Source organism: Belliella filtrata (assembly GCF_022549775.1).
Taxonomy (GTDB): Bacteria; Bacteroidota; Bacteroidia; order Cytophagales; family Cyclobacteriaceae; genus Belliella; species Belliella filtrata.
This window is the reverse complement of record NZ_JAKZGP010000083.1, coordinates 1-15,827: the sequence shown is the minus strand read 5'-3', so window position 1 is coordinate 15,827 and position 15,827 is coordinate 1. Positions and strand designations below refer to the sequence as shown.

General features: G+C 37.0%; 12 protein-coding genes and 1 tRNA gene. 2 read left to right on the top strand and 11 right to left on the bottom strand.

Annotation, left to right across the window (positions count from 1 at the left end; all coding sequences use genetic code 11):
• From MM239_RS19235 to MM239_RS19185, 11 genes are all read right to left on the bottom strand, one after another.
• The coding region (locus tag MM239_RS19235; protein ID WP_241349956.1) for a DUF6443 domain-containing protein at window positions 1-3,808 on the bottom strand (3,808 nt) is incomplete at its 3' end.
• A gap of 2 nt (window positions 3,809-3,810) precedes the next feature.
• On the bottom strand, window positions 3,811-4,266 hold the full coding sequence (locus MM239_RS19230) for a lipocalin family protein (protein WP_241349955.1): 456 nt from the start codon (window positions 4,264-4,266) through the stop codon (window positions 3,811-3,813).
• Window positions 4,267-4,273: 7 nt separating this feature from the next.
• A complete protein-coding gene (locus MM239_RS19225) occupies window positions 4,274-7,738 on the bottom strand; it encodes a hypothetical protein (protein WP_241349954.1) in 3,465 nt (1,154 codons plus the stop codon).
• 123 nt (window positions 7,739-7,861) lie between these two features.
• Complete coding sequence (locus MM239_RS19220; protein WP_241349953.1) at window positions 7,862-9,064, bottom strand: hypothetical protein; 1,203 nt, start codon at window positions 9,062-9,064, stop codon at window positions 7,862-7,864.
• Window positions 9,065-9,907: 843 nt separating this feature from the next.
• Complete coding sequence (locus MM239_RS19215; protein ID WP_241349952.1) at window positions 9,908-10,126, bottom strand: hypothetical protein; 219 nt, start codon at window positions 10,124-10,126, stop codon at window positions 9,908-9,910.
• 39 nt (window positions 10,127-10,165) lie between these two features.
• Complete coding sequence (locus MM239_RS19210) at window positions 10,166-10,456, bottom strand: helix-turn-helix domain-containing protein (RefSeq protein WP_241349957.1); 291 nt, start codon at window positions 10,454-10,456, stop codon at window positions 10,166-10,168.
• A 136-nt stretch (window positions 10,457-10,592) separates the two neighbouring features.
• The gene (locus MM239_RS19205) at window positions 10,593-11,855 is read right to left on the bottom strand and encodes a site-specific integrase (protein ID WP_241349951.1); all 1,263 of its coding nucleotides are present in this window, start codon (window positions 11,853-11,855) and stop codon (window positions 10,593-10,595) included.
• 287 nt (window positions 11,856-12,142) lie between these two features.
• A tRNA-Pro gene (locus tag MM239_RS19200) sits at window positions 12,143-12,216 on the bottom strand.
• A gap of 161 nt (window positions 12,217-12,377) precedes the next feature.
• A complete protein-coding gene (locus tag MM239_RS19195) occupies window positions 12,378-12,938 on the bottom strand; it encodes an anthranilate synthase component II (protein WP_241349950.1) in 561 nt (186 codons plus the stop codon).
• Window positions 12,922-13,467 (bottom strand): CvpA family protein, encoded by a 546-nt coding sequence (locus MM239_RS19190; protein WP_241349949.1) that lies wholly within the window; start codon window positions 13,465-13,467, stop codon window positions 12,922-12,924. Before MM239_RS19190 ends, MM239_RS19195 begins: the two co-directional genes overlap by 17 nt.
• A 6-nt stretch (window positions 13,468-13,473) precedes the next feature.
• The gene (locus MM239_RS19185) at window positions 13,474-13,923 is read right to left on the bottom strand and encodes a GatB/YqeY domain-containing protein (protein ID WP_241349948.1); all 450 of its coding nucleotides are present in this window, start codon (window positions 13,921-13,923) and stop codon (window positions 13,474-13,476) included.
• 61 nt (window positions 13,924-13,984) lie between these two features.
• Here MM239_RS19185 and MM239_RS19180 point away from each other — a divergent pair, with 61 nt between their 5' ends.
• Window positions 13,985-14,701 carry a pyridoxine 5'-phosphate synthase gene (locus MM239_RS19180; protein ID WP_241349947.1) on the top strand — a complete coding sequence of 239 codons (717 nt, stop codon included), beginning with the start codon at window positions 13,985-13,987 and terminating at the stop codon, window positions 14,699-14,701.
• 40 nt (window positions 14,702-14,741) lie between these two features.
• On the top strand, window positions 14,742-15,506 hold the full coding sequence (locus MM239_RS19175; protein ID WP_241349946.1) for an alpha/beta fold hydrolase: 765 nt from the start codon (window positions 14,742-14,744) through the stop codon (window positions 15,504-15,506).
• The last annotated feature ends 321 nt before the right edge of the window (window positions 15,507-15,827 follow it).

The following is a 15,827-nucleotide window of genomic DNA, read 5'->3' as shown; positions in this document are numbered from 1 at the left end:
GATTGGGATGGTCGGCAAGTACATCTATGCTTATAAACCTGCCTATAGCAGGATCGTAATGTCTTGACTTGAAGTCGTATAATTCCAGATTAAGGTCTCTTATGATCTCGTTGCCGTTGTAGAGATACTTATTCACCTTCATCCCACTTGCCTGAAAACCAAGTCCAGTAAGTTCCAATCCCCAAGGATCATAGTGCGTTTCCTGTACGATTGGCGTACTTAAGCTCATAATACTAAAGTCATCAAACCATACGTTTTCGTCTGTTTCATTGACTAGGAAAGTCTCCATGTATCCGTCCTGCGGAATATAGAGATTATTTTCCAAAACCTCATGTTCATTCGCTGCATTTTTACTCAAAACATGCTTGCCAAACTCATACAGGTTACTATCTGCATCATATAGGGCATAGCCCATGTATGCTTCTGGGGCGTCACGCTTCTGTAGGTCCTTGGCCATGATATCTATGATGCTTATCAAGGTGATCGCATTGACTCCTCCAGAACGGGAGGTGACATTGCTGAATTCCAGCAGGTCGTTCACCAACCTGTCTTTTGCTCCAGATGCCACAAATGCTCCCTTGTTCAGCTTACTGGATTTCTGGTCTTCGTATTTGGCAAAGACTTTCAGGTTTATGCTATCACCTGCTGCCAAAGGTAGGGTGCTCGATGGCCCCAGAGTCCTTCCCCTAGCGGAATTAAGCCAAGCCACTTTGTTTCCACCTTCCGTCACATTGTGTTCCACCCCACTCTGTCGGCTTTCGCTTAGCATCGTGAAGTTATCCTCTTCCTCCGCTGCATGGGTATCCTCCATAGTAGCCATAAATCCTTGGGCTGTCGGAACTCTCATAACCTGTCTGACATTACCAAGGTGATCCTTGATATTGTATTCATAAAATGATCCACCTGTCTCATATACAACTCTTCCTTCTTCATGAAGAATGTAATCTATGGCTGAACCATTGAAAACAAACTCACCTATGTAATTTGTAGTGGAACTAGGGCTCGTAGAACCAGTGTATACCCGCTGCCTTACCTTGACACCATCAGCATCATAATCATACAGAATTCTTCTATTCGTACCTGTAAACACAATTTCTGTGGGTAGGTTCAGGTGATTATAGGTGATACTTGTTATTCCCTTGTCAGAATTTACTGTTTGGTTTCCATTGACATCATAGCTATAATTTGCCCCTCCAGATACTGGTTTAAAATCCTTTGAGGTATAGTTCGTAGTTGTTATGCCATCTGCAACTTTCAGTAGTCTATTCGAATAGCTCGACAGGTCTGCATTCGACTCATAGGTATAAGTCAAATTGTCCACCGCCCCATAGGTGCTTGTTGTTCTCTGTCCACTTCTATTCATGGTCAGGATATTCCCGTTGGCATCATAGGTGATGGCATTGACAGTATACCTACCATTCTCTGCCGTAGTATTTGGAACAGTATAGGTTGCTGAGCTTAGTCTCTGGGCATTGTCATAGACATAACTATACTTTCGCCACTTGTTATCTTCACCCTTCCAATCTATTGCCGAAATATTACCATTCCACCTGTTGGCACCTCCTCCAGTTTGATAATAAAGTTTCTGATGAAACACCCTACTATCGGTACTTGTCATATCGGTCAGCCATCCCCTTATATTGTATTGATAACCAAGGCTTGTCGCTGGATTTGATTTATTGATCAATTCCCCCACTTCACTATAGGTGTTTTGAACTATTGTGTGTTCTGTTCCTGTATTTACTTTATGCTTGACCTGAGCTATAGAACCATTGTTATTATATATCCAAGTTTTCAATACATTGTAAGTACTCCCATTGTACTGAGAAAGTGTTTGCTCTGGTTTGTTTTCAAAATTATACCTGGTAGATACCCTAACACTATTGCTTAAGTGATGCTGAGACACAGATTGGATCTCTCTTCCTTTGCTATCATAGAAAAACATGGTAGTTAGTAGCGAATTGCTTGCGTAATTCTTTACTTTTTTTCCCGCCAATAGCCCATGAATGTTACTATCATGATCATGAAAATTGGTATAAGGACTGGATGGTTTAAGGTAGCTAAAGGTGGTAAGCCCTGCATAGCTATCATAGTAGTATGCTGACAGGATCTCCCCTAGGTTACTTGGCCATCCCCCTGTCGTTGTCGGTGTAGCTGCTGTGGAGAGTACAGCATTGTTGTTGCCTGTCACCAATGCCTGTACTGTAGCTCTTGATCCCGTCTGAGTCGTAATCCCTGTCATTATAACCCTACCCAAAGCATCATACTTATTGTAAAGCCACTTCGAACTTGCAGCCAATACCCCATCCTGTGTGGCTACCACACGATTTTGTTCATCATAGATAATAAACTCTGTATTTTTGCCAGGCAGCTTTTTTTCGACAAGCCTACGTCTTCCATCATAGGTGTACCTATAATACTGTGCATTTGCTAAGGTCGTATTTGTTGTACTTGCTGTAGCCCAACTTTTTGAAACCAAGATCTCAACAGCTCTTGGTGGAATAACAACCCTCAAATCTCCAAAATCATCATACACATAATAGGTACAGAGCCAACCTGTATAACCTGCTCCTGTTGGACTTGCAGTATGCTGTACTTTTTTGAGTATTACCCTACCCAGCTTATCAGTATAACTCATCGTGCGCTTGTTGTCCTCATCATCCACAATCTCTACCCATAGCATGTTGGCAGCATATACCGCCGAGCTTTGGGGAAGACCACTTGCATTTATAGTAAAGATCCTCACTGCATCGGCAGTGGTATTGGGGCGTCTGCTAAACTTCACTTCCCTGCCTGTCCCCATGCGCCAAGATGCTCCCTGAGCAGCCTGTTTGTCTACCCTATTCAGAGGTGATGGTTCGAACTGTGCTTCTGTATAACCATAAGCATCCGAAAATTTGCTTTGATAGTAAGTAGCCTGTCTAGAGACACCAGAAGTCCTAAACCTTCCATCGGTAATCCCATCTGATTCCGCATAAGGAAGATGGCTTCTTGCTTGCCTGCCATAGGCATCATAAACTATTGGTTTGACTATATCCCTCCCATTGACTGCTCCTTGCTGTACAACTTCCTGCTTTGGTCTTCCCAGTCCATCAAAATAGGTGATTGACTTATACGATTGTGCGGCAGTTCCTGTCTTGATGGTAGTTTGATTTGTACTCGCTACTTTGGCTGTATAGGTTTTGACATAGTTTTCATCTGGAGCAGCGGCAGTTATTATTGCTTGCACAGGCACCTTTGTGGTTAGACAGCCAGAGGTATTATTTCTGTAAGCCAAATAATAAGTTGTAGTGGAACTGATACTAGGTGTGGTATAGCTTTGACTAGTAGAAAGCTCTGTAGTCTGATTAGAAGCAAACCACCTGTAACTAAACCCGCTAGGTGCAGCATTGGCAACCAACGTTACTGTACCAGGACCTACCCTAGACACATTGTTTGCTGATGCATTTACCCCATTACATAAATTTGTAGATCCAGTAACCGATACAGGCATGTATGGAGAAAAATAATTATCAAATGTAGCAAAATCATAGGCCACATAATGACTTCCCGCTGTATTAAAATTCAATTGCATTTGTGTAAGAGTATTAAACAACTCTGTCCCTCCAGAATGGCTCCACTGGTAATCTCCTGATCCAGGAGGAGCAATTTGTTGAGAGTTACTCCAAAATTGGGCATTGTAGGTCACATTAGTCCCAGAAGTCGTTGTAGTAGGGCCAGAAATTGTAACATTTGTGATATTTTGACCAATGGTTACCCTGACTAACCCAAATACCAAGAGCAAAGAAAGAAAACTTATATTTCTCATGGCTATTTTACTTTAGTAAAAAACAATTGATTCAACATTCCGCCACTCATTGCTTGGGGTTTAAGCATTAAACTAGATTCCTCCAAGACTACACTATAAACTTTGGTTTCACCATTCACTATTATTTCAAGTATAGCCTCCCCATCGTATTTCCAAGTACCCGAAATCTTTTGAGGTTTGTTGTTAGATATCCACTCCGCTTGAAAGCTTTGATCATTATTAAAAAAATAAACCCTACTTTCTAAGGATTGATTAAAAGTACTTTTTTGTACTTCACTCGCCTGATCCATTTTGTTCTTATCTTCACTTTTGAGGCTTTGGAAAGTCTTCGTCCCATCCATTCTCCAAACTCCGACTAACGACGAACTAATACCTTGTGCAATGGCACAGTTAAACCCAAGTATTACTGATAGAAGTAAAAACTTGAGAACTAGAATTTCAGTAAACATTCTTTTCATACTATTATTAGTTAGTCCCTTTATATTTGTACTCATACGTTTCAATGATCTCTCCGAATGAATTTTTTATTGTTTGAAGTCTTCCAAAAATATCATACTCATAGTAAATAGTATTGTTTCTTTGATCTGTAGAACTAGTTAAACCAATAAAGTTATGGTATGTATATGTATTCATTTGTGCTTTTTGAGGATAAAGCCTTAATTCATCTACGTGAATTCCCGTCCCAGAAATAGTAATAGAACTTGAGGTAATTGTCCTTTGAATCAATTTCCATTCAGTGGTCAAATTCTCTGAAGTACCTAAAAAATCCCATGCGCCTGACCCTGACGCTCTCCTTACCCAAAATGTCAATGTATAAGGTGAGGATGTGCTCGCACCTATTCCATCTTTAGAGATTGCTCCAGAGTTCAAATTATAATATTTCGTACCTGTCTTAGAATTAATATTTGTAACTGGTATTCCAGAATATGTCCAATTCCCTTTTTCTGAAGTTTCAAAAGATGTAAATGAAATAGTAGAATTTAACTCGATATTTGAAACTTTACATAAAATTTCATTAGTGCTAGGTTCCCAAATGTATTTTTCAATAATCCCTAAATTTGAAACTGTTGTTGGTTTACCTTGAAGATTAAAGCTTAACACATTTAAAGTATTATAAAAATCTTGATCAGCTGGGGTTGTTCCATTCAAGGATGAGTAAAACTGTTGTTTTGTATTTAGTTTATCTGATTTATAGATTCCTTTTAAGTAAATCTTTGAATTTGTGGTTTGTGAAAACTGAAAAAAAGAAATATCTAAAAAGTTATTGTTACTGATTGTATTCTCATTTATTTTTTGAACCTCAATTACAGGGAAATAATTTTTTGATGTCAGAAAATTTAATCCAGAAAATTCATGAGCATATTTAAATTTAGTGACTAAAATGGATGTCGACACACTATCTCTAGATTCCTTTAAAAAATGTAAATTGTTTATATACTTAAATCTTTTAGCTTTAACATATTCTTGACCTCCTTCTACATCCTTTTCAACGATCATCCTTGGTTTAGAAATACCAAATTTTGTTTTACCTAGGGCAAAATAAAACTTATTCATTAAAGCTGAGGAATATATCCCCCCCCTTGTATCAACTTTTATAAAAGGTAATTCAACAAAATCATCAACATATTCATATGAAACTTCAGATATTAAATGCGAATTATGATTGTTTTTATAAAATTTGGAATTTTTCAATTTCCCATAGTAATAATTAGTAACTAATGGGTCAGCAAATGGTAAACTTGGTTCTTGGTTATAACCAAAATCAAAGAAAGTGAAAAAACTATTAACTGTTTCTCCAGAACCTTCATTAAACTTTTTTACTTTTCTGTATAAAATATGTGAACCTGAATAACTTTCAATTGGCAATATGTTTGAAGCAGATCTTATCGTATAGTCGCAGGGGACCTCTAAATTATTTGGTAAAACTACATAACTTTCTTTATCATAGACAAATGAACTATACCCATTTAGAACACCACTTGAAAAACCATCATCATAAAGATATGAATAGTTTGTAATTTGGAGATTACTGTTATCAAAATCCTTAATTACTATTTTCTTTACTCTAGCCCCACCTACTTCATTATTTCTCCTTATCAAATTCCCTTTATCTTCATATGAAATGCCTAAAGAAACCACATCACCAGTTTGCAAATTTGAATCAAATCTTGAAGATTTTAAAATTGCTTTATACAACCCTGCATTCATTAAAATTTGCTGACTATTCCCAGCAGATAAGGGATTTAAATTTAATATACTTTGATTATTACTAACTCTATTCACAAGAATTTGCATGTTGTTATTTCCAAAGCCATTTGGTATTTGTTGGAAATTGTAATTAAAAGTAACTAGGGTATTATTTGAAGAGATAGAGAAACTGATCTCCCTAACTGAATATCCACATGAAAAGTCTGAGTAATCACAAGTCCCCATCACTGAATCAAACTTATTAACAATGGTTATTTCAGGTTCAATTATTGGTTCATTCTGAATAAATGAAACTGTATTTGGTTCATATTCAATAATGGTTTTACCTTTAAATGAATTCTCAATTTCTGTTAGCAGCCCAATTTTAGAAAATTGAAAGTTAGGTTTCCTGTTTGCACCTGGGAAATAACTTAAAGAGTTAGATGACTGTATAATTGCTTCTGGGACTAAATGCGAGTTAAAAGAACCATTATAATATCCCCATTCGTCAATATTTCGTGAGTTAATATTTGGTATAGATCCACTTTGATAAAAAAATTTGTATTTTTGCAACAGAGTATTTTGAGGTACAGATATTTTCTCAAGTGATTTTAAAGTAAGTCTGCCACTAGAATAATCATGAAATAACTTAAATTCTACATTTGAGCTTCCTTTTGTTACTTTTATACTTGACAACCTTTTGGAGCTACCACCACCCTGATTAACAACATCTTGACGATCTGAAACATAGCTCAACAAAATATTATAATCACTTTTAAATGCAATTGATTTTAGCAATTTTTCATCTACAATAGTCCTAATTACAGTTCCAGATAATACTCCAATTTGATTGCCTGAACAATTCGAATTCATTGTTTTACGATGAACTATTTCATCAATACTAAGTAGTTGATCAATCAAGTTTGATTCATAGGTATATAATAATTCTTCACCATTTAAACCAATAATCTTAGAAACGTACCAAGAATTCACATAACTTATATCATTAATACACGACATAGTATAGTTCTTGGTTGAAGAATAGCTTTTTTGGTCTAAAACATATTTTACACCGTTGTTATCGATAATTTCAAATTTATCAATAATTCCAGATGCATTATTTCTAAACGTATGAATTGTGATTTGTTCATTTGAAGAAACGATCAAATTACCTTCCCAATTAAATGAAAACTGAGCAGTAATAGTTGAAGTAGAAAAATAAAATATATCTGGTTCTGTGTCTAGGCAACCGTTTGAAATCATCTGATATGGGGCTAAATTTACCGAATTATTAACCTGAATTAAATTTGAATATGAAAAATTATTAATAGTATTTAAAAATGGTATAGCAGTCTGAACACCAACATAACCATCATCTGGTAATGCCCTCATTTTTCTAGTTACTACAGGTGGGCTAGAAATTTGCCAACCTAGTCCAATTTCAGAAGAATTTGAATTTACTTTAACAGAACTAGAATTGTACTTCAGAGATATTTCTGAACTTAAGTCATCTAAAGAAAAATTATCGATACTTATAATTGAATTATATGAGCCAGAAGATTCATTGACATCTGAAATCAATTCATTTAATAAGCTATTCTGCTTTGGGGTATTGTGGCTAAACCTATAGAAACTACTGACTCCAATTTCTTGTGAATAACATTTACCCAGTTCAAAAATTAGTATACACAGCATTAGTAGGATTACTTTATTATTTACAATTAAATAAAACTTACATTTCATGTCTTAATTTTTTTATACGTTCAAATTTTATTTGGATATCTCTTTACTTTATCTATCTCTAGATCCACCATCGTGGTTAAAAACCTAGATACAACTCTTAGTTATAGAAATCACTAATATTCATTACCAAGAAAACTCTATCCCTATCCTAATACTAAACCTTGTACCTTGAAGGCTGCTACTTTGGTCATAAAAGGGGCTCCATGTTCCTGTAAAAACTGAATTTAAGAGTTGGTTAAGAGTTATAACTTTTCCTATTCCAAGAGCTCCATCATGTACCATTCCAGCAAAATTCAAATCTCCATATGGTGTTCGTCCTTTGAAGTTTACTTTGTTTCTTTCATAAGTAGCTTGCGCAAACCACCCCATTGGCAATTCATGTCTAAACCCTATATTAACACCGTATCCCGATCTTACTTCGGATGCATTATTGCTTTCCATACGCATACTTCCTCCTAGAAGTAAATAGGAGTTCTGGACTACACCAATGCCTAAGTAACCCTGAACCAATGAAGAGTATGAGATTCCTTCTGCTAGGTTATAGAGAAATCCTATTTTCCAATTTGACATTTCCGCCGATGACTTACTAGAAGTTCCCGACTTCACAACCACCTCCTTGTATGCTATTTGCTCAAATCCAGCTTTTCTATTGATTTTAGATAAAACTGAAGTTTTACCATCTTCCATAAGCTTTGACTCCAGCTCTGTTACCTCCGTTAAGTATGATTCATAATTACCATAGTCTACATCTGAGATTCTAGCAGATAACCCTTCCAACTGTTCCATCTGAAATACTTCAGGAAGCATTTCCTTCATCTGCTGTTGGAAATCAAGGTCAGCAACATCTAACTTTTCATTAAGGGCTTTGTAATCATAAGCTGTATGGATTTCATTGAGATTTGAGGGAATTAAATCATCTTGATTTATCCCAATGTTTTGTTCGATTCCATCACTTAGAATCGATGCTTGCTCTTGTATTAATTGTTGTTGATCTTCTAAATGTGACTTAACTACCGCATTGATGCTATCCTTATGTTGGGCATAAAAGGTACTGTCAGAAAGCAGCTTTTTCAGCTCTTTTGACTTTTCATTTATGCTGTAAAAATCTGATTTGAGTTTTTCAAGATCTTGTACCTCTTGAAGTGATTGGATTTTTTTAACTGGTAAGCTCGTAAGGTCTGGTGAAGACAGGGATTTGTTAAATACTGATTTTACGTTTTTGCTTTGGGCTTTACATTCAGCTATACTGCCCCAAGTCATGACCAAAAAAATCAAGGTCCATGAGATTTGGGACTTTTTAAGAAAAAGAGAGTCAATCAGCTCCATAATTGTTGATGTTTAAAATAACCGTATAATCAGTAGCTACTGGATCACCCAACATCAACAAACATTAGCCAGACAAAACAATGATTTATTATCGATTGATTTGACAAACTATTAATTGGATCAAATAGATATTTCACAAATATTAATAATTAAGTGTATTTAAAAAATACCTAGTTCTAGGTATTTTATTGTTCAGGAAAAATTCCTAACTAGCTGAATTTTACAGATCTAAACAAGGAAATTTTCAAATACAAATTATTGAATTTGGAACCACTAATAGATCATTTCATTTTAAGTCTAAAAACAACCCCAAATTTAATTTCTTACGCCCCCAGAAAAAAAATAGAAGATTTTTTCAGTAAAAAATTTTTATTCAAAATTTTAACAAAAAATCAGCTTAATATTAAAATCTAAACCCTTATTCTTTACCCAATTACAAACCCCTAATTCATCAGTAATCAACCGAATTTTCATCACTTACTTAGAGCAAGGATACATTGCATTGCTTTTTCGAGTAAGTATGTTTAAAAAATGAATGCCTCATTCAACCAAATTTCCATAATGACCAAACAATGAGGTCATAACAACCCCTCATCTTCAAATGAATAGTAGTTTGAATTGTGATTTATTAGCTCTTGTTTAAAAATAGTGTGACGAATTATTTCAACTTCACTTTTACCTCTTTCCTATGTGCTTTCATTTTCGATAGCATTAAAAAAAACTGTAATTAGACCAATAGAAATTTCGCTTCAGCAACAGCTTCTATATCCTCGAAAAAGTTCGACATAATTCCGCCTCCCGCTACAAAAGAAGGAGTTCCATTTTTTAAGTTAGGGGTCGGTTTCAATGCAAAAGATTCCAAATCCACTCATTAGCAAAAGCTTTCCAGTTCTTAATAGGAGTTCCTTTTTTAGTGTTCCATTCGAGACGCTCATGATGGTGAAAGAAAATCTCTGCCTCTTCCGGGGATACCTCCTTTTGCAAAAAATAGATTTTGACATGTTCAAGATGTGGTGGAATCTCCATGCCAAATCCCTCATTAACACATTTTGATTTTTTCATCCTATTGCATTTTCTATAGAAAGGAATTGCTAAAGGAAATCAAGAATCTTGAAAAACCCGGTTCTGAAATTTATTGGCCTGTAGCATCTTTTGAATATCATCCTGGTCATAATAGAGTACTCCCCCAACTTTTGTGTAAGGCAAAGTTCCGTTTACCCGCAGGTTTTGTAAAGTTCCGGGAGAGATTCCCAATAGCTTCCTAACCTCAAATGATTTGAGCCATTTCTTGGTAGGTTGCCCGGAGATAATCTTAAGGAGTCTTTTGATGTCCTCCAATAGCTCTCTTCTAAATTTATCCAGATCTTCCTGGGTGATGATCTCTACAGCCATTACTTTATCTTTTGGTTGAGCCTCCAAATGTATTTTCAAAGCAAGGAAATTTTTCACACCCTGATTTGGAAGTGTGAAAAAAAGCCCGTAATCAATTTTTGAGATCACGGGCTTTGGAATTTAAAAAGACTTATGTTCAACCATTAGCCGAATTGAGGCCAGTCTGAGAATTTTTCTTTTGACCAAGTGTTTCTTTTAAGGACTTCATATCCTCACTGACCTTTTGATCAACAACCCTTGCATAAATCTGAGTTGTGGCGATTTTGGTGTGGCCAAGCATTTTGCATACTGTTTCGATGGGAACGCCATTCAGTAAAGTCACTGTAGTGGCAAAAGTATGTCTGGCCAAGTGGAAAGTCAGGTTCTTGTTGATCCCACACAAATCTGCTATTTCCTTCAGGTAACTGTTTAACTTTTGGTTGCTGATTACTGGGAATAGTGTACCCTTTTCAATCGACCTTGGGTCGCTTCGGTATTTTTCTACAATCTCCCATGCTTTGGGGAGAATAGGAACCCGTACAGGTTTGTCGGTTTTTTTCCTGCATGTGGAAATCCAGTATTCACCATCTATCCCAATTGAAATATTATCAGGGGTCAGGTTCATTGTGTCTACATAAGCCAAACCTGTATAACAGCTAAACACAAACAAATCCCTGACCCACTGCAAACGAACTATGGAAAATTCCTTCTGTTCGATGGCTTCAAGCTCCCTTGCTTCCAAATACCCTCTGTCTACCTTATTAAATTTCAACTTAAATCTACTAAATGGTTCTTTGATCAGCCATTCCATTTTAACAGCCAAAGCAACCATTTTTTTAAGGCGTTCCAGATGCTTCATGGCTCCATTGTTGGTTAGAGGTCGCTGATGATCTTTAGGGATGTGGTTAAGAAGATATACTTCAAAATCAGTTATAAACTTATAGCGAAGTTCGGAGAGGTACATATCGGATGTCCCATATTCTTCTTTCATGAATTTGAGCACGTATTTCTGTGTCGTGTGGTAGTTCTTCATGGTTCCCCAAGCCAGTGTATCCTTGAACCTAGTGTTATGGTATTCCATGAGTTTGGAAAGGGTGTGTTCTTTGTCTTGGGTTCCAAGGAACATGTTCTTGATTCCTTCTGCTGAAATCAGTTTTTTATTTATTTGCAGTTGCTGATAACATTCCACCAACCGGGCTTTTACCTCTTCAAGATAGTGATTAAGAGACCTGATCTTTTCCCGGCTACCCCTAGCCATTCCTTTTTTGTTGTTCCAGTCGGTGGGCTTAATCCACCTCTTTAGGGAGATTTCTTTTCTTTCACTGTCAACAGTGATCCGGGCATAGATCGGAGCCAATCCATCTTTGGCCCTATTCATACGTAAAATAAATTGGATTCCGAAGGTGTTTGTCGTTCTCATGGCAATTTCAATTTTGAGGTTTTAGAACTGTTTGTATTCGTTTCCGATGAGCTGTTCTCAAATGGCCACTCAAACAGAACCAAAACAGATCAAAATAAATGAGCTAAAAAACTGACTTACATATATTTAACTCGATTCCAGTGAACAAATATACAAGTATATTTTGTTCACCGTATTGTTCTCATTTTTCTTGAAATTGCTTGTATTGTATTGATATCGAAAAAAACAGAAAAGCCTGTAAATCATATGATTTACAGGCTTTCGGAAGGGATTGAACTCCCTTGTTGTCGGAGTGACTGGATTCGAACCAGCGACCCCTTGCACCCCATGCAAGTACGCTACCAGACTGCGCTACACCCCGATTTTCTACGAAATAAATAGAATTCTTGATTTTTTCAAAATGTGCTAAATGATCAATTCTTTATGCATCTTTAAATCAACAATTATCAGCTAACGTTATTTAAGAACGCGACATTATTGTCTTGGCTCTTGATTCTCGTCTATATTTTCTCTTCCCCTCTCCTACAACAATTCGACCCAATTCTTTATCAACTGGTAGCCATATTGCGTCAAATGAGCCTCTGGATGATATTGAATACCGACTATAGGAAGGTCTCTGTGTGCTATCGCCATGATTTCTTCTTGGTCAGTTGTGAGCAATGTCTCAATACATGAAGGAAGGTTTTGAAGAATCAGTGAATGATACCTTGTTACTTCAAATTCCTTTGGAATATGCTGAAAAATGGGATGATCAGTCTTTTTAAATACTTTATGTACCTTGCCATGGACGGGACTAAGACCCTTTACCAACTTTGCCCCAAAAAACTCCCCAATTGCTTGGTGTCCTAAGCATACCCCTAGCATCGGTAACTTATCTTGAAAATAAGCTAAGATATCCATCAAATTCCCAGCTTTCGCTGGCGTTTCAGGACCTGGTGAGAGAATTATCCCTTCAAAGGATCCCTGCGTGAGTTCATCCAGGCTCACATCATTTCTGACTATCCTGATTGATTTCCCAGTCTGCTTGATGTAATCTGCCAATATGTGAGAGAATGAATCAAAATTATCAATCAAGAGTAGCATCTGTGGCTGAATTTACTAGTAATTGAATAGATGTAACAGCCTCTTTGACAATTGGCGTATAGGCATCAAGGAGGTTAATTGTAACTGGAGCTATCGGCTGAAGGTAAGCATAACAAGACGATTGTTGTATCCAATTAGCTGAAAGCTCATACTCGAATGAATTTGCAACCCATAGCAACAAACTAAGAACGAAGGCTGTCTTAAAAAAACCAAGAATTGCTCCAGCAACATTATCCAAAGAGCCAAGAATGGTGAGGTCTATGGTTTTTTTGACCAACAATCCCAATGCCCTGACACTGAGCAAGACGATTAGAAAAATGATCAAAAATGAAATAAAAGGGAGTAGAAATGTAAGGTTCTCTACACGAGTAGCCAACATCTCTGCCCCCCAATCCATCAATTGAAATGCCATCAAAATGGCAAGAAAAAAAGCCACAATGGAAATCACTCCAACAAACAAGCCTTGCTTGTACCCGCTGTAGGCACCAATAGCAAGAATAATTAGAATGATAAAATCTAGTGTGGCCAAATCAATTTAGGATAATAGTTCTTTTACTTTGGCTGAAATAGCCTTACCATCAGCTTTACCAGCAAGAGCCTTGCTTGCTGCCCCCATCACTTTGCCCATATCCTTTGCGCTGGTAGCACCTACCTCTGCTATGATTTGCTTCAGCTCAGCTGTAAGCTCTTCTTCAGTCAATTGCTTAGGCAAAAACTCCGAAATGATCTCAAGTTCGGCAACTTCCACTGCATACAGATCTTCTCTTCCTTGTTGCTGATAAATATCAGCAGAATCTTTACGCTGCTTAGCTGCTTTGGTAAGTAACTTCATCTCATCATCTTCAGATAAAGATGCTGCAGCACCTCCTTTTGTCTCTTCCAGCATAATCAAAGATTTGATTGCTCTCAAAGCGCGCAATCTATCCTTGTCTTTAGCCAACATGGCTTTTTTTATTTCACTTTCTACACTTAGCTTTAAACTCATTACCTTGTTGTTTGTGTTATAGGTGTAAATTTGCCACAAAATTATCTTTTAATCTAGGAAAATGACCAAGTTAAGCGTAAATATTAATAAAATAGCCACTATCAGAAATGCTCGAGGTGCTAATAATCCAAATGTGGTACAAGTAGCATTAGATGCGGAAAGATTTGGTGCCCAAGGCATCACAGTGCATCCACGCCCCGATGAGAGACATATCAGGTACCAAGATGTATTGGACTTGAGCGAAGTAGTGACTACCGAGTTCAATATAGAAGGCTATCCAGATACAAGGTTTATGGAGCTAATCAAAAGGGTAAAACCCGCTCAAGCTACACTTGTCCCAGATCCACCTACAGCCATTACTTCCAATGCAGGCTGGGATACAATCACTCATCAGTCATTCTTGAAGGATGTGGTAGCAGAGTTACAAGGCTATGGCACAAGGGTTTCTATTTTCATTGACCCAGAAGAAAAATACTTCGAACCAGCAAAGACTACAGGAACAGACAGGGTAGAACTTTATACTGAACCTTATGCAGTACAATTTACAAAGAACAAACAGGAAGCAGTAAATCCATACGTCAAAGCAGCTGAATTGGCAAGATCACTTGGACTGGGGATCAATGCTGGCCATGATTTGGATTTGCATAATTTGAAATTTCTCAAAGAAAATATTCCCTTTCTTGACGAAGTATCTATAGGGCATGCACTTGTATGTGATGCACTTTATTATGGTCTAGAAAACACCATTCAGATGTATAGGAGACAATTAGAAATTTGACAAGTAGGTTAGACGTAGACTTTGTAAAAGACACAATTATATGAAACTAAACTTTAAAAAAACCGGCTCTGGTGAGCCATTGATCATACTACACGGGCTTTTCGGATCGGCTGACAATTGGTTTAGCATAGCCAAAGAGCTTGAGAAAGACTACACCTTGTACCTTGTAGACCAGCGAAATCATGGAGATTCTCCTCAAAGTGAGGATTGGAATTATGATATAATGGTAGAAGATCTCAAAGAACTTATGGAGGATGAGGGGCTTGACAAGGCATTCTTGATGGGACACTCTATGGGAGGTAAGACTGTTATGAATTTTGCCTTGAAATATCCTGACATGGTGAAGAAACTGATCGTAGCAGACATTGCACCAAGATACTATCCTGTGCATCATCAGTCTATTTTGGAAGGGTTGATATCAGTAGACTTGGCACAAATCAAGTCACGAAAAGAAGCAGATGATCAGTTGTCTAAGCATATTCCCGAAGCTGGCATAAGACAGTTCTTACTGAAAAGTTTGGGCAGAGACAAAGAGGGTGGGTTTATATGGAAGATCAACTTAAAAGTAATCAATGAAAAGATAGAGGAAGTAGGAAAAGCTTTAGATCAAGATAATTCATTTGACAACCCGACATTGTTTATGGGAGGGGCTGATTCTAAATATATTCAAGAAAAGGATAAAGAAGACATCGAAAAGTATTTCCCAAATCACCACCTGATCTATATCAAAAACGCCGGCCACTGGCTTCACGCCGAACAACCAAAAGCTGTGGTAGATACGGTAAGAGCTTTTTTGGAGAGGTAGAGGGTTGGTTTTAGATTTTAGATTTCAGATTGTAGATTGTAGTGAAATATGTCTTGGGCGAAATAAAGTTGAAATATGCCTGCGGTGAAATAATGCTCTACCATGAGACTAATGCTTCAAATTTAGAATAAGCTCTCTTGTCTATCGAGTCTCAAAACTAGAATCCAGAGACAAGAGCGAAGTATCATGACATGTTGTCGCGTCCTGAAATTACTTGACACTTTTTTTATTGTTTTTCTTTTGTTTTCATCATCTTAAATGCCCCCTAGCTCAAGTAAGGAAACTTGTCAAGGCCGGAGCAGAGCGACGTTTATATAGCCT

What these genes read in the sequence shown, in the direction of transcription:
- MM239_RS19230 (WP_241349955.1), bottom strand. Translation starts at nt 4,266, where the DNA reads ATGAAAAGAATGTTTACTGAAATTCTAGTTCTCAAGTTTTTACTTCTA.
- MM239_RS19225 (WP_241349954.1), bottom strand. Translation starts at nt 7,738, where the DNA reads ATGAAATGTAAGTTTTATTTAATTGTAAATAATAAAGTAATCCTACTA.
- MM239_RS19220 (WP_241349953.1), bottom strand. Translation starts at nt 9,064, where the DNA reads ATGGAGCTGATTGACTCTCTTTTTCTTAAAAAGTCCCAAATCTCATGG.
- MM239_RS19215 (WP_241349952.1), bottom strand. Translation starts at nt 10,126, where the DNA reads ATGAAAAAATCAAAATGTGTTAATGAGGGATTTGGCATGGAGATTCCA.
- MM239_RS19210 (WP_241349957.1), bottom strand. Translation starts at nt 10,456, where the DNA reads ATGGCTGTAGAGATCATCACCCAGGAAGATCTGGATAAATTTAGAAGA.
- MM239_RS19205 (WP_241349951.1), bottom strand. Translation starts at nt 11,855, where the DNA reads ATGAGAACGACAAACACCTTCGGAATCCAATTTATTTTACGTATGAAT.
- MM239_RS19195 (WP_241349950.1), bottom strand. Translation starts at nt 12,938, where the DNA reads ATGCTACTCTTGATTGATAATTTTGATTCATTCTCTCACATATTGGCA.
- MM239_RS19185 (WP_241349948.1), bottom strand. Translation starts at nt 13,923, where the DNA reads ATGAGTTTAAAGCTAAGTGTAGAAAGTGAAATAAAAAAAGCCATGTTG.
- MM239_RS19180 (WP_241349947.1), top strand. Translation starts at nt 13,985, where the DNA reads ATGACCAAGTTAAGCGTAAATATTAATAAAATAGCCACTATCAGAAAT.
- MM239_RS19175 (WP_241349946.1), top strand. Translation starts at nt 14,742, where the DNA reads ATGAAACTAAACTTTAAAAAAACCGGCTCTGGTGAGCCATTGATCATA.